This is a genomic window from Streptomyces sp. NPDC038707, assembly GCF_040636485.1.
GTDB lineage: Bacteria > Actinomycetota > Actinomycetes > Streptomycetales > Streptomycetaceae > Streptomyces.
In genome coordinates this window covers 69,510-83,432 of the sequence record NZ_JBEZUP010000035.1, presented here as the reverse complement: position 1 = coordinate 83,432, position 13,923 = coordinate 69,510, and the positions used below count along the sequence as shown (strand labels likewise).

At 74.1% G+C, this 13,923-nt stretch carries 11 protein-coding genes; 5 read left to right on the top strand and 6 right to left on the bottom strand.

Going from position 1 to position 13,923, the window contains the following annotated elements; all coding sequences use genetic code 11:
* The 3 genes from AB0E62_RS32765 to AB0E62_RS32755 form a co-directional block, all read left to right on the top strand.
* Nucleotides 1-3,678 (top strand): SDR family NAD(P)-dependent oxidoreductase (locus AB0E62_RS32765; RefSeq protein ID WP_362202128.1); only part of this gene is annotated, 3,678 nt, incomplete at its 5' end.
* Entirely contained in the window at nt 3,675-5,927 is a 2,253-nt protein-coding gene (locus tag AB0E62_RS32760) for a cytochrome P450 (RefSeq protein ID WP_362202125.1), read from the top strand. The genes AB0E62_RS32765 and AB0E62_RS32760, both read left to right, overlap by 4 nt.
* Nucleotides 5,927-7,090 (top strand): macrolide family glycosyltransferase, encoded by a 1,164-nt coding sequence (locus tag AB0E62_RS32755; RefSeq protein ID WP_362202122.1) that lies wholly within the window; start codon nt 5,927-5,929, stop codon nt 7,088-7,090. Before AB0E62_RS32760 ends, AB0E62_RS32755 begins: the two co-directional genes overlap by 1 nt.
* 352 nt (nt 7,091-7,442) lie before the next feature.
* Here AB0E62_RS32755 and AB0E62_RS32750 read toward each other — a convergent pair whose 3' ends face one another.
* The 6 genes from AB0E62_RS32750 to AB0E62_RS32725 all read right to left on the bottom strand — a co-directional run bounded on the left by AB0E62_RS32750 (nt 7,443) and on the right by AB0E62_RS32725 (nt 12,361).
* Nucleotides 7,443-9,098, bottom strand: a complete 1,656-nt coding sequence (locus AB0E62_RS32750; protein ID WP_362202119.1) for an allantoin permease — start codon at nt 9,096-9,098, stop codon at nt 7,443-7,445.
* Nucleotides 9,099-9,918: 820 nt separating this feature from the next.
* Complete coding sequence (locus AB0E62_RS32745) at nt 9,919-10,527, bottom strand: alkaline shock response membrane anchor protein AmaP (protein ID WP_362202116.1); 609 nt, start codon at nt 10,525-10,527, stop codon at nt 9,919-9,921.
* A gap of 22 nt (nt 10,528-10,549) precedes the next feature.
* Entirely contained in the window at nt 10,550-11,203 is a 654-nt protein-coding gene (locus tag AB0E62_RS32740) for a DUF6286 domain-containing protein (protein ID WP_362202113.1), read from the bottom strand.
* A gap of 52 nt (nt 11,204-11,255) precedes the next feature.
* Nucleotides 11,256-11,660, bottom strand: coding sequence for an Asp23/Gls24 family envelope stress response protein (locus AB0E62_RS32735; protein ID WP_362202110.1), 405 nt, complete (start codon nt 11,658-11,660; stop codon nt 11,256-11,258).
* A complete protein-coding gene (locus AB0E62_RS32730; RefSeq protein WP_362202107.1) occupies nt 11,657-11,824 on the bottom strand; it encodes a hypothetical protein in 168 nt (55 codons plus the stop codon). Before AB0E62_RS32730 ends, AB0E62_RS32735 begins: the two co-directional genes overlap by 4 nt.
* A 48-nt stretch (nt 11,825-11,872) precedes the next feature.
* A complete protein-coding gene (locus tag AB0E62_RS32725; RefSeq protein WP_362202134.1) occupies nt 11,873-12,361 on the bottom strand; it encodes an Asp23/Gls24 family envelope stress response protein in 489 nt (162 codons plus the stop codon).
* 154 nt (nt 12,362-12,515) lie between these two features.
* Between AB0E62_RS32725 and AB0E62_RS32720 the strand changes: the two genes are divergently transcribed.
* Nucleotides 12,516-13,094 (top strand): RNA polymerase sigma factor, encoded by a 579-nt coding sequence (locus AB0E62_RS32720; protein ID WP_362202104.1) that lies wholly within the window; start codon nt 12,516-12,518, stop codon nt 13,092-13,094.
* The gene (locus tag AB0E62_RS32715) at nt 13,085-13,753 is read left to right on the top strand and encodes a hypothetical protein (RefSeq protein ID WP_362202101.1); all 669 of its coding nucleotides are present in this window, start codon (nt 13,085-13,087) and stop codon (nt 13,751-13,753) included. Before AB0E62_RS32720 ends, AB0E62_RS32715 begins: the two co-directional genes overlap by 10 nt.
* The last annotated feature ends 170 nt before the right edge of the window (nt 13,754-13,923 follow it).

The window sequence follows — 13,923 nt, the reverse complement described above, 5'->3', positions numbered from 1 at the left end:
CATTCGGCGCGGATGGATCCGGTGCTGGAGGAGCTGGGCCGGGTGGCGGGGGGTCTGGTGTTCGGTGAGCCGGTGATTCCGGTGGTGTCCACGGTGGCTGGTCGTCCGGTGGACATGGGGGAGGCCGGGTATTGGGTGCGGCAGGTGCGGGAGCCGGTGCGGTTCGCCGATGCCATGGAGTGGCTGGCGGGTCAGGGTGTTACGGGGTTCGTGGAGGTGGGTCCGCATCCGTTGCTGGTGGGGAACGGGTTGATGCGGCGTGGTGGGGATTCTCCGGAGCGGTTGCTGGCGGGGCTGGGCCGGTTGTGGGCGGACGGTGCGGCCCGCTGGACGCCACCCGTCACCAGGGGGACCCGGACGGGCGTGCGGGTGCCTTCGTATCCCTTCCAGCACCAGCACTACTGGCTCCAGCCCACCACCCCGTCGGAGGGCCTCGACACGCCCGACCACCCGCTGTTGCGGTCCCTGGTGAAACTCCCCGACGGGCAGGGTGTGGTGCTGACCGGGAAGCTCTCCGCGTCCGTCCACCCGTGGCTGGCCGAGCACACCGTGCTCGGTTCGACGCTGCTGCCCGCGATGGCGTTCGTGGACATGGCCGTCCACGCCGGCGAGCACACGGCCAGCCCCGTACTGTCCGAACTGGTCCTGGAGGCGCCGCTCGTGCTCTCCGGGCACGACAGTGTGCACGTGCAGGTCACCGTCGGCGCGCCCGACGACACCGGACACCGGCCCGTCACCGTCCACTCCCGCACCTCCGCCGAGCCCGACGAGTGGACCCGCCACGCGACCGGCGTGCTCGGTCCGCCGGCGGACCGGGCGACACGGGCCGACCGGACGGGCGTACCCGGGGCGGACGACAGCGAGGCCGCGCCTGGGACAGACGATGGCGGGGCCGCGCCGATCGACATCGGCTCGTTCTACGACCGCCTCGCAGAAGCAGGCTACGACTACGGGCCGGCCTTCCAGGGCCTCACCGGCATCCGGCGGCACGGCGAGGACCTGCACGCCGAGGTGAGCTTCCCGGCGGACCCCGCGCAGCTCACCGGCTACCGCGTCCACCCCGCCCTCCTGGACGCCGCCATACAGCCGCTGACCCTGCTCGCCGGCCTCGCGGCCGACGACGGCGGCGCCGGCGGAAACCCGGCGCGGCTGCCCTTCTCGTTCTCCGGTGTGGCGGTCACCGGGTCGGCCGCGACGGTCCGCGTGGTGCTGCACCCGACCGGGCCGGACACCTGCGCGGTGCGGATCACCGACACCGCCGGGACACCGGTCGCGAGCATCGACGAGATCGTCCTGCGGCCCGTCGAAGCGGCGGGTCCCGGAGCCGGGCGCCGGCCGAACACGCTGTTCGCCGTCGACTGGACCCCGATGGCGGCACCGGACGGCCCGGACACCGAGACGGTCCTCCACGAGGTCGCCGGCGAGGGCGAACCGGTCGCGGCCACTCACGCGGTGACCCGGGAACTGCTCGGCACGGTCCGGGAGTTCCTGGCCACCGACACACCGGCCCGGCTCGTGGTCCTCACCGGCGACGACCTGGCCTCGGCCGCCGCCCGCGGCTTCCTGCGCAGCGCGCACAGCGAGCACCCCGGGCGGATCCTGACCGTCCGGCACGACGGCACGGACGCCTCACGACGGGCGATCCCCGCCGCGGTGCGCGCCGCCGTGCGCGACGGCGAACCCGAGGTCCGGCTGAGCGACGGAACCGCCCTGGTGCCGAGACTGGTGAGGGCCACCCCGGCCACCCCGGCCGCCCCGGCCGCCCCGGCCGCCCCGGCCGCCCCGGCCGCCCCGGCCGCCCCGGCCGCCCCGGCCCCCCCGGCCGGGCCCTTGGACGGCGCGCCCCTGGACGGCACCGTGCTGATCACCGGCGGAACCGGCACCCTCGGCGTCCTGGTCGCCCGGCACCTGGTCGCGCGGCACGGCGCCCCGCACGTGGTGCTCGCCGGCCGCCGCGGCGTCGAGCCGCCCGGGCTCCGGCAGGAGCTGGGCGCCGCCCTCACCGTGGTCGCCTGCGACGCCGGTGACCGCGCGGCCCTGAGGGATCTCGTCGCCTCGATCCCCGACCTGCGGGTCGTCGTGCACGCCGCCGGGGTCGTCGACGACGCCGTGGTGGGATCGATGACACCGGAGCAGATCGACACGGTGCTGCGCTCGAAGGCCGATGCCGCGTGGCACCTGCACGAGGCCACCGAGCACCTGGACCTGCGCGCCTTCGTGCTGTTCTCCTCGGCGTCGGGGGTGTTCGGCGCCCCCGGGCAGGCCAACTACGCCGCCGCGAACGCGTTCCTCGACGCGCTCGCCGAGCACCGGCACGCCCGCGGCCTGCCGGTCACCTCCCTGGCCTGGGGCCAGTGGGCCGAGTCCAGCGGCATCACCGGGAACCTGACCGAGGCCGACCACCGCCGGCTGGCGAGGACCGGGATGCTGCCGCTGGCCACCGGGCAGGCCCTCGACCTGTTCGACACCGCCCTGGCCGGCGAACGCCCGGCGCTGGTGCCGGTCCGCCTCGACCTCGCGGCGATCGACACCCCGCCCGCGCTGCTGCGCGGACTGGCCCGGCCGCGGCGCGCGCCGGCCCCGGCGGCCGGCCCCGGCGACCTGCGGGCCAGGCTCGACGCCCTGCCCGAACCCGGACAGCGCGCCCTGCTGCTCGACCTGGTCGTCACGCACAGCGCGGGCATCCTCGGGATGGCCCCCGGCCGGATCGACGACCCGCGTCAGCTGTTCCGCGACCACGGAGTCGACTCGCTGACCGCCATCGAGCTGCGCAACCGGCTCAACGCGGCCACCGGTCTCCAGCTCCCGGCGACCCTCGTCTTCGACTTCCCGACGCCCGAACAGCTCGTCAACCACCTCTACGGGCAGCTGTGCTCCCCGGAGAACCGGGACGCCGGGCCGATGGAGCGCCTGCTGCGCAAGGCCGTCGACGTCGGCCGCCCGCAGGACGGCCTCGACCTGCTGGCCACGGCGTCCCGGCTGAGCCCGGCCACCGACGCGCCCAAGGCCGAGACGGTCGCCCTCGCGGCCGGCTTCCTCCAGCCGTCGCTGGTCTGCCTGCCGTCCGCGCTGGCGTCCGGCGGCATCGAGGAGTACGGGCGGTTCGCCGCGGCGCTGGAGGCCGCCCGCGACGTCACCGCGGTCACCCTGCCGGGCTTCGCCGGCGACCCGCTGCCCGCGGACGCCGACGTCCTGGTCCAGGCACTCGCCGAGGCCGCGTCGGCCGTCGCCGCGCCGGTGCTGGTCGGCCGTTCGGTGGGCGCGTGGCTGGCGCTCGCGACCGCCGGGGAACTGGAACGGCGGGGGGCCCGGCCCAGCGCCGTGGTGCTGATCGACGGCTACCCCGACGACCTGCCCGGTGTGCTCACCGGCATGCTCGACGCCGGCCACCAGGTCCAGCCGGTCGACGACGACCGGCTGGTGGCCATGGGCCGCTACCTCGATCTGGCTGGCGCCCCGGAGCCCGTCACCGCGCCGGTGCTGCTGGTGGGCACCGGGAAGCGCTCGTGGCCCCGGCTGTCCACCACCGCCCAGGAGGAACTCACCGTCCCGGGCGACCACTTCACGGTGCTGGAGGAGCACTCCGCGGCCACGGCGCTGGCCATCAGCACGTGGCTCCTCGACTTCAGCGGATACGGGGCCGGGCTGTCCGCACTCAGGGGAAAGGACGATGCATGATCTGGGACAACGTCTACATCGGCGGAACGGGGCGCTATCTGCCGCCCCGCACGCCCGCGACGCGGGCCGTGCCGGACACCGAGACGATGCGGCGGCTGCTCGCGCTGTCGGACTTCGTGTCGTTCACCCGCTCCGACGACGTCACCGAGCACGCGATGGCCGTGCACGCGGCGATCGCAGCCCTGCGCGAGTCCGGCCTCAGCGGCGCCGACATCTCCATGGCCGCCTACGCCCAGATGGACCACCAGGACCACATGGCGTCCTCCTGCCACCTGCAGCGCGTCCTCGGCCTCGGCCACGCCCTCGTCTACGAGGTCGAGGCGACCAGCAACGGCGGCTCGGCCGCGCTGCAGTCCGCCGCCGCGCACCTGGTGGCCGACCCGGCCGCGACCGCGACCCTGGCCACGGCCACCGCCCGGTTCCTGCCGCCGCGCTGGGAACGCTGGCAGCCCACCATCGGGATCTTCCTGGCCGACGGCGCGGTCGCGACCGTGCTCAACCGCGAGGGCGGCCGGGCACGGCTGGTCGCGACCGCCAACAGCTCCGCGACCCAGATGGAGGTCCTCGCCACCCCGACGATCCCGGACCCCGAGGGCCACCGCAACCGTACGCCGATCGAGGTCACCGGCCTGGCCCCGTACCTGACGCTGATGAGCGGGGCGCTGGTCACCGCGGTCGAGCAGGCCGCCAAGGAGGCCGGCGTCAGCGTCGCCGACATCACCAGGTTCGTCGTCACCGGTCTGGGCCTGGCCCAACTCGAGGTCGTCGTGCTGGAACCGCTCGGCATCGACCTGGACCGCACCACCTGGCCGATGCTGCGCGAGCTCGGCCACGTCGGGCCGTGCGACCAACTGCTCGGCATCGACCACCTGCTGCACGACGAGACCCTCAGACCGGGCGACACCATCATGTCCATCGGCCTCGGCATGGGGTCGCGGTTCACCGCGTCCCTGCTGGAGGTCACCGAGCCGCCCAAGCCCCGTACGACCACCACCTTCACCGAGCCGGTGCGCGCACAGGCCCCGCCCGCCGACGCGTATGTCATCGACCCCTCGGGCGGCGACATCTTCGGCGAGGCCGCCGCCTTGCGCGAGCGCGGCCCGGCCACGCCCGTCGAACTGCCCGGCGGAGTGTCGGCCTGGGCCGTCACCGGGCACGACCTGGCGAAGAAGCTGCTGCTCGACCCAAGGGTCTCCAAGGACGCGAACAGACACTGGCCCATGTGGCGCGACGGCGACATCCCGCCGGACTGGCCGCTGATCATGTGGGTCGCGATGCAGAACATGTTCACCGCCTACGGCTCCGACCACTCCAGGCTGCGCGGCCTGGTGGCCAAGGCGTTCACCCCGCGCCGCATCGAAGCGACGCGGCCCCGCGTCGAGGAGATCACGGCCGGGCTGATCGCCGACCTGGCCGCGGTGCCGCCGGGGCAGGCGGTCGACCTGCGCGCACGGTTCGCGTTCCCGCTGCCGATCCAGGTCATCACGGGACTGTTCGGGGTGACCGCGCAGACGGGCGCGGACCTGCGGCGGCTGGTGGACGCGGTGTTCAGCCTCGACGCGGACCCGGCGGGCGTGCAGGCCGCCTCCGGGGAGCTGTACATGCTGCTCAAGGACCTCGTGGCCACCAAACGGCGCGATCCCGGCGACGACATGACCAGCGACCTGATCGCCGCGCGGGAGGCGGACGGCACACGCCTGTCCGAGCGGGAGCTGCTGGACACCCTGCTGCTGACCATCTCCGCCGGCTTCGAGACGACGGTCAACCTGCTCGACCACGCCGTCCACGCGCTGGCCACGCACCCGTCCCAGCTCGCCCTGGTCCGCTCCGGGACCAGCACGTGGGAGGACGTGGTGGACGAGACCCTGCGCTGGCAGGCGCCGGTGCCGAACCTGCCGCTGCGGTACGCCGTGGAGGACCTCTCCGTGGACGGCGTGCGGATCCGCAAGGGCGAGGCGATCCTGCTGTCCTACGGCGGGGCCGGTCGCGACCCGGCGCAGCACGGGGCCGACGCGGAGGACTTCTCCGTCACTCGGCCGTCACGGGCCGACCACCTCACCTTCGGGCACGGCGTGCACTACTGCCTCGGCAGCCCCCTGGCGAAGCTGGAGGCGACGACGGCGCTGTCCGCGCTGTTCTCCCGGTTCCCCCGGCTGAAGCTGGCCGTCCCGTCGTCCGAACTGGAGCCGCTGGGTTCCTTCTTCACCAACGGACACAAGACCCTGCCGGTCATCCTGGAGGACAGCTGATGGCCCATTTCGCCTTCGTGAGCGCGCCCGCGTCCGGACATGTGAACCCGACTCTGCCGCTGGTCGAGGAGCTGGTCCGGCGCGGTCACCGGGTCAGCTACGCCACGGGACCGGCCACCATGGACGGCCCCGTCGCCGCCGGGGCGTCGCCGGTGACCCTGCCCTCGCGACTGCCGCCCGGCATGGCGGCGCGGGGCGAGTTCACGGCGGAACAGCTCGCCGTGACGATGGAGTACTACCTCGACGACGCGCGTGCCTCCTTCCCCGTCCTGGCCGAGCACTTCTCGGCCGACCCGCCGGACGCGGTGTGCTACGACTCGGTGACCTTCACCGGGAGGATGCTGGCGAACCTGCTCGGGGTGCGCGAGGTCTCCCTGGTGCCGACCTTCGCGGAGAACGAGTCCTTCTCGGCGGCGCAGGTGTACCTGCCGGCCGACTTCGACCACACCGACCCCCGGCTGGTGGCCGCGATCCAGGACATGGGGAAGTTCGCGCAGGGCCACGCCTTCCTCGAGGACCCGAACCTGATGTTCGGCTACGTGGCCCCGACGAGCCTGGTGTTCATCCCCCGCGAGTTCCAGCTGTCGGGGGAGACCTTCGACGAGCGCTTCCACTTCGTCGGGCCGTCGCTGAGCAGCCGGCAGACCGCCGAGGAGTGGAGCCCCCGGTCGCGGGCCCCGGTGCTGCTGATATCGCTGGGAACCGTCTTCAACGACCGCCCCGAGTTCTACCGGACCTGCGTCGAGGCGTTCGGGGACAGCGACTGGCAGGTCGTCATGGCGGTGGGCGGGCTGGACCAGGAGTCGCTGGGCCCCGTCCCGGCGAACGTCGAGGTGCACGCGCACGTGCCGCAGGTGGCGGTGCTGCGGTACACCGAGGTGTTCCTGAGCCACGCCGGGATGAACTCGGTGATGGAGTCCCTCTACCACGGGGTGCCCTTCGTGGCGGTGCCGCAGATCCCGGAGCAGCGTGCGGTCGCCCGGCGGGCGGAGGAACTGCGGGTCGGCAGGACGCTCGCCGAGCCGACCGCGCAGGGCCTGCGCGACGCCGTCCAGGCCGTCCGTTCCTGCCGCCCCCGCGCGGCGGCCCTGAGCCGGATCGTGCGCGGGGCGGGCGGCGCGTCAAAGGGGGCGGACGTCCTGGAGAAGCTGCTCACGCGGTAGCGGCCGGTACAGCCTCCGGCTCCCCCGGGGCGGCCGCCGACGCAGTCCTCGTCACCACCGCTTCCTGGTGATCGCCGCGACGGGGGCCTGGGCGCGGACGCCCGGCTCCCGCTCGGCAGGTTCGCTACCACCATGATGTCCGCGCGCATCGCACCCGAGCCGTGCGGCGGTGACGGCCGCGCCACGGGCTGGGCCGGTCAGGGGCCCGGCCGGCCCCGCCCGCATCGGCCGCCGCGTCGTGGCCGCCGCGCGAGGGACGCGGACCCGCTGCCCGCGGGCGACTGGCAGACCGGGGCAGGCAGCAGCGATTCGAGGACGGCCCACTCGGCGTCCGCGGTCCCGCTCGGCAGGCCTACACGGCAGCGGGCAGGACGTGGTCGCCGACCTTGTCCGTGCTCAGGCACAGCGAGCAGACGACCGCGTCATGGGTGGCGCAGGCGCTGAGGTCGGGGCGTTCGTAGGGCTGGTGGCAGACGTGGCAGTCGAGGATGACCGCGCTCGGGTTGCCGTCGGCGTCGAGCATCGGCTCGTCGATGCCGTCGTCGGCGCGGCGCAGGTAGTACCGGCCCTTGGTGACGATCGCCATCAGCGGGGTGAGGACGAAGGCGATGACGGCGGCGGCGACGGGGGAGTACGACTGGAGGGAGTCGCCGAGGGCGTGGAAGTACATGGCGATGGACAGGCCGGCGGCGGCGACGAAGGCGACCACGCCGACCGGGTTGACGGCGTAGAGCATGCCGCGGCGGAACTCGGGCCGGCGCGGGGACAGCTTCAGCAGGTACTTGTTGACGCCGATGTCGGTGGCGACGGTGACGACCCAGGCGATGGCGCAGTTGGAGTAGAAGCCCAGGATGCTGTTGAGGAAGCTGAACATGTCGGCTTCCATCAGGGCGAGCGCGAAACCGAGGTTGACCAGGACGAAGACCATGCGGCCGGGGTAGTGCCTGGTGATGCGGGTGAAGGAGTTGGTCCAGGCGAGTGAGCCGGAGTAGGCGTTCGTCACGTTGATCTTGATCTGGCTGATCACGACGAGGGCCACGGCCAGGGGGAGCACCAGCCAGGACGGCATCATCGCGTCGAATGCGCCCTTGAACTGCTGGATCGGCTCGGGAGCGACGCCCGGTCCGACCTCGGCCAGGATGTAGACGGCGAGGAAGACGCCGATGGCCTGCTTGAGCGCGCCGAGTACCACCCAGCCGGGGCCGGCCATGATGACGGCGGTCCACCAAGTGCGCCTGTTCTCCTCGGTCTTGGGCGGCATGAAGCGCAGGTAGTCGATCTGCTCGCCGATCTGCGCGATGAGCGAGAGGCACACGCCCGCGCCGAGCAGCACGGAGGCGGTGTCGACACCGCCGTCGCCGTCGCCGTCGGTGCCGGCGTAGGCGAGGAAGCGGTCGACGGTGCCGGGGTCGGTGGAGATCAGGTAGACCAGCGGGCCGACCATCAGCAGCAGCCAGACCGGGGTCGTCCAGACCTGGAGCTTGCTGAGCGCCTTCATGCCGTAGACCACCAGGGGGATGACCATGAGCGTGGAGACCAGGTAGCCCAGCCACAGCGGCAGACCGAGGCCCAGCTTGAGGCCCTGCGCCATGATCGAGCCTTCGAGGGCGAAGAAGATGAAGGTGAAGCTGGCGAAGATGACGCTGGTGAGCACCGAGCCGTAGTAGCCGAAGCCGGAGCCGCGGGTGATCAGGTCCATGTCGATGTTGTAGCGGGCGCCGTAGTAGGCGAGGGGGAAGCCAGTGACGAAGATGACCACGGCGGCCACGGCGATCGCCACGAGCGCGTTGCCGGTGCCGTGCGCGAGGCCGATGCCGGCGCCGATGGAGAAGTCGGCCATGTAGGCGATGCCGCCGAGTGCCGTGGTGGCCACGACCATGGGAGTCCAGCGGCGGTGACTGCGCGGCGCGAAACGGAGGGTGTAGTCCTCCAGGGTCTCCTTGACCGCCTGGCCGGCGGCGGGCTTCGCCGCTTCTGGCGTCGTCTGCGGTGACTCGGTGGTAGTCATGCCACGTCTCCCGGTGGGGCTGGGTGCCTGGGTGCGGGTGCGGGTGCGGTGATGCGGTGGGAGCCCCGCGTGGCGTCATCGGCGGAACGGGGAAGCCGACGGGCCGTCAGAAACTGTCTCCGGCAGCCCCGGACACGACGGTGATCCCACGGCCCGCCACGCTAGAAAGTGGTTGTTACCACCGATTCCCGTTGACGTGAACGCGATGTTTCCGCAGGTCCGGATCTTCAGGGCGGGAGGGCGGAGAGCGAGCGTGCCGGGTGGCGGCGGGTGCGGAAGACCACGATGCCCGTGCCCTCGGGTGAGGGGAGGGTGGCCTGGGTCCAGCCCTGCCGGCGGTGGAAGGTGACCGCGCGCGGAGAGCGGACGGAAGGGAGCAGCGAGGAGCGGCCCTCGGGGCGTCCCCGGTGACCGCTTCCAGCAGTCCGGCAGCCGGCCCCGTGCCGTGGGCCGCCGGGCGGACCGCGAGTTCGCCGGTTTGCGGGCGCCGCACAGCCACTCCACTGGGGAAGGGGGCCGCGCTCGTCCAGGCGCTGGCGAAGCCGATGATCTCGGTCAGGCGAAGCCGATGGTCTCGGTCAGGCGAAGCCGATGGTCTCGGGTCCGGCGAAGAGGAGCGCCGCGGTGAAGCCGGGCCGGCGGACGTTGTCCACCGGCCGGCCCACGGACGCTCCAGGGCGGGGCACAGAAGGCCTGGGGTGTATACGGAGGGGCAGGGCGTCGGCGTGCTTCAGCGGGTCTTGCCGCGGGAGAGGCGGCTGTCAGTTGCCATCGGACGCGCCGGTCCGGGGGTGGCGCCGGTCGCGACCGTCTCCGCGGCTCATTCCGTGCGGTGCGGTGGGTGGCGGGCGACCTTCAGGCGGACCTCGGTGGGCATGTCGGGCAGGCCGGTGGACCGGTGAGCGGTCCGCAGCGGGCCGTCGCACAGGGCACCGAGGGTGGCACCGGGGGCGCCGTGCGGGGTGAGGGTGAGCCCGACGCGGGCACGCGGGCGGGCGGGGCGGCCGGTGATGCGTACGGCCGCGTGCCGGACCTCCGGCAGGGCACCGGCCTCGGCCGCGATCGCGTCGCTGAGGGCGCGGTCACGCAGTTCGACGCCCTCCAGCGGGGGCCTGCCGCCGACGGGCAGCGCGCCGGGGCGGCGCCGGCTCAGTTGGGTGAGCAGCCACCACAGGGCGAGCAGGGCGGCGATGGCGAGCGCGGCGATGACCGCGGGCCACCACCACCAGCCCTGGCCGCTCCAGCGGGCCCGGTCGGCGGAGCCGAGCAGAACGTCGTCCGGGGCGGTCAGGGGCCAGCCGGCGGGCGGGCCCAGATCGTGCCGTCGGTAGACGTCGAACCCGGCGAAGAGGATCAGCAGCCCGCCGCCGAGCAGAATCAGTCCGGCGAGGGCCAGCAGAGTGCGGTTGAGTGCGGATCGGGGGGTCATGGCGCGGGCTCCGGGTTCTGCGTCAGCCGGTGCGTTGCCGCACCCGTACGACGATGCGGGGAGGGGCCGCGAGGGCGAGCCGGTCGCGTTCCTCGACGAGGACGGCGGTGAGGTCGTCCTTCACCTGGCGGGGACCGCGGAAACGGACGTCCGCACGGACTTTGACGCGGTGGCGGCGCACCCGGACGCGCGCCGCGCCGACGCCGGGGACCCGCAGGGCGGCGTCGCGCAGCAGGTCGGCGGCGCCGTCGCGGTCCAGTGAGGCCCGGAGCCGGGGGCAGCCGGCGGTGGAGCGCAGGGGCAGCCAGTGCCGTAGCCCGGGGGTGAGGGCCAGAGCGATGAGCCAGAGGCCGACGGCCGCAGCCGCGGCGGCTCCCGTGAGCATCCACACGTCGTCCACGGGGCGGGTGGCCAGCGCGTCGGTCAGGCGCCGCCGCCAGGCCGCCGAGGGGCGTCCGGCCCGTACGGCGACGACGTCGGCCAGCGCCGCGACCGCCGCCACCAGGGTCACCGCGGTGACCAGCGCCGCCGGCAGGCGGCGCGTGGACCAGGGGCGGTGGGTCCGGCGGCCTCCGCCGCGCTCCTGGGCCGTGGTGTCCGGCTCGGGTCCGGCGTGCCCGGGCGGGGCGGGGCCGGGTGCGGTGTCACGGCCGGGCGGGCCGGGGTCGGGTGTCATCGCGGGTTCCCTTCCCGTGCGGCGGGCCGGGCGGTCCGGGGCACGTGGCCGTTCACCGGACCCGCCCCCGGCCCGGGTCGGCGGCGGTCACCAGCCGCCGGACGGTGAGGGTGACCTCTCCCACCCGCAGGCCGGTCAGGTGGGCCACCCGTTCGGCCACGTCCCGCTGGATGCGCTCACAGACGTGGGCGAGGTCAGCCGGGTAGGGCAGGTCCATGGCCAGGTGCAGGCGCACCGATCCGGTGCGCACCGCGGCGGTGACGCTCGGCGCCGCCGGCGTACCCGGGCCGGGCGGCACGGCCGCGCTCCGCGCCTGAGCCGTGCGGGCGGCCCGGGCGGCGATGCGCGCGACCACTCGGTCCGGGATGACGGTGGCACCCCGCTCGGCCGGGGGCGGCAGACCGGTGGCCGGCGCCGGGCCCGGCCCCTCGCCTGCGGAACCGGCCCGGCTCCTCACCGCTGCCTCCGTGTCCCGAGGTCGAGGTCGCCCTGTACGGCGAGGCCGGCGATCAACCCCGCCGCACCGAGGACCAGGACCAGCAGGAAAGCCCAGAAGCCGCCGAAATAACCGGCGAAGCCCAGGGCCATGCCGGCCACGAGGCCGGTCGTCGCTGCGTTCATCTCGCACTCACCCGTCTCGCCCGCGCCCGCCCGGGACGCGGGGGTGGATCACCGTACGCGGCCCTCGTCCGGTTCGGCTTCTTCTTCCTCGTCGGGCAGGTGGACGTCGTCGACGGCGATGTTCACCTCGACGACCTCCAGGCCCGTCATCCGCTCCACGGCGCCGATCACGTTGGTACGCACGTCACCGGCGACGTCGACGATGGAGACGCCGTACTCGACGACGACGTCCAGGTCCACGGCGGCCTGCCGCTCGCCGACCTCGACCTTCACTCCCCGCGTGACCCCCGCGCCGCCGCCTGTGCCGGGCACGCGGTCACGCACGGCGCCGAAGGCGCGGGCCATGCCCGCCCCGAGGCTGTGGATGCCCGGTACCTCGCGGGCGGCCATGCCCGCGATCTTGGCCACCACGCCGTCCGCGATGATGGTCTTCCCCCGCGTCTCGGCCGGGGCCCCGGCCCCGGTACGTCCCTTCAGCGCGCTCACGCCCGCGTCGGGCCGGCTGCCCCCGCCGACGCTGGTGATGTTCTCCGTCATGGCGGTCGCCTCGATCGGTCGGTCGGACACCGGTGTGGCGCCCTCGAAAGGTTGGATACGGCAGGCTGGGTATTTCTCACGCGCATGCGATGTGATGTGCATCACAGTGTGGTGTTCGGGTTACCCGGACGGCCCAGCCCTGCGCGGGAACGCCATGACCGAACGCACTGCTTACCCATCGCCGGAATACGGCCTGCCGGACAGATTTCTGGCCGTACGGGCGGCCGAGGGAGACGAGGACGCCTTCGCCGTCCTCGTCCAGCGGCACGGCCGGCCGCTCCTCGCCCTGGCCCGCGGCATGCTCGGCAACCCCCAGGACGCCGAGGAGGCCGTTCAGGACGCCTTCGTCAGCGCCTGGCGGCGGCTGCCGGAGTTCCGCCGCACCGCGGAGTTCCGCACCTGGATGTACCGGATCACCGTCAACCGCTGCCTGGCCGCACGGCGCCGGCGTCGGCCGCCGCCCCTCCCGTTGGACACGGCCGCCGAACCCGCGGCGCGGGACGCCCGGAGCCAGCCCGCCCGCTGTGCCGAGCAGGACGCTGCCGTCGCCGCCCTGTCCCGCGCGCTCGACGGTCTCCAGACCGGGCAGCGGCTGTGCTGGATCCTGCGCGAGGTGCAGGGCCTGTCCTACAAGGAGATCGCCCAGATGACGCGGACCAGCGAACAGACCGTGCGCGGCAGACTCTTCCGGGCACGCCGATCCCTCCAGGAGGCGATGGGCCCATGGCGCTAGACGACGCGCGGGCGCGCCCCGCAGCCACCGCCCGACCCGCTGGACCTTCCGGGGCCGCCGGACCCCTTGCTGGTACGCCGCTGTTCGCGGGTGACGGAGTGCTGCCCTGCGGCCGGCCGCTCAGCCGCGTCTGGGAGCAGGCGCGGGACGCGGCGCCGTCTGCCGACCCGCACATCGTCTCCTGTCCGCACTGCCGCGAGGCCGTCGACGGACTGGCCACGATGGACGCGGCCACCCGGGCGCTGCGCGCCGAGGCCGCCGCCGCTCACCATGCGCTCGCCGGTCGCGTCATGGACACCGTCAGGGCGGAGGTACGGCTGCTGCCCCTGGCCGACCCGGACCAGGACCTGCGGATCACCGAGTGCGCCGCCGCCCGGGTGCTGCGGGAGGCGGCGGACGCGGTTCCCGGTGCGCGGGCCGCGTCCTGCCGGCTCGCGCCCGAGGGCGAAAGCACCGGCGTGCGGGCGGCCATGACCGTGGCCGCCGCCGCGGACCGCCCGCTGCCCGACCGGGCCGGTGAGGTGCGCCGGTCGGTCCTTCACTCGGCCGGACAGGACCTGGGACTCGCGCTGACGGCCGTCGACATCACCGTCGTCGACCTCTTGGCGCCCGAGCCGTCCCCGCGCCCCGGTCCGGTGAGCGGTGGCGATGCGCGATGACCTCCGCCCGGCCGGCCGCGTTCCCCTGCCGCGGCGGAGGCGGCCCTCGCGGTTCCCGGCGTGGCGGCCCTGGACTTGCTTCTCCCACCGCCTGGCGGTGGCCGCTGCCCCGCCCGTACGGGCGCCGCCGCACCACGCAGCGCCCGAGGCCGGTTCGACGACGTCGACGG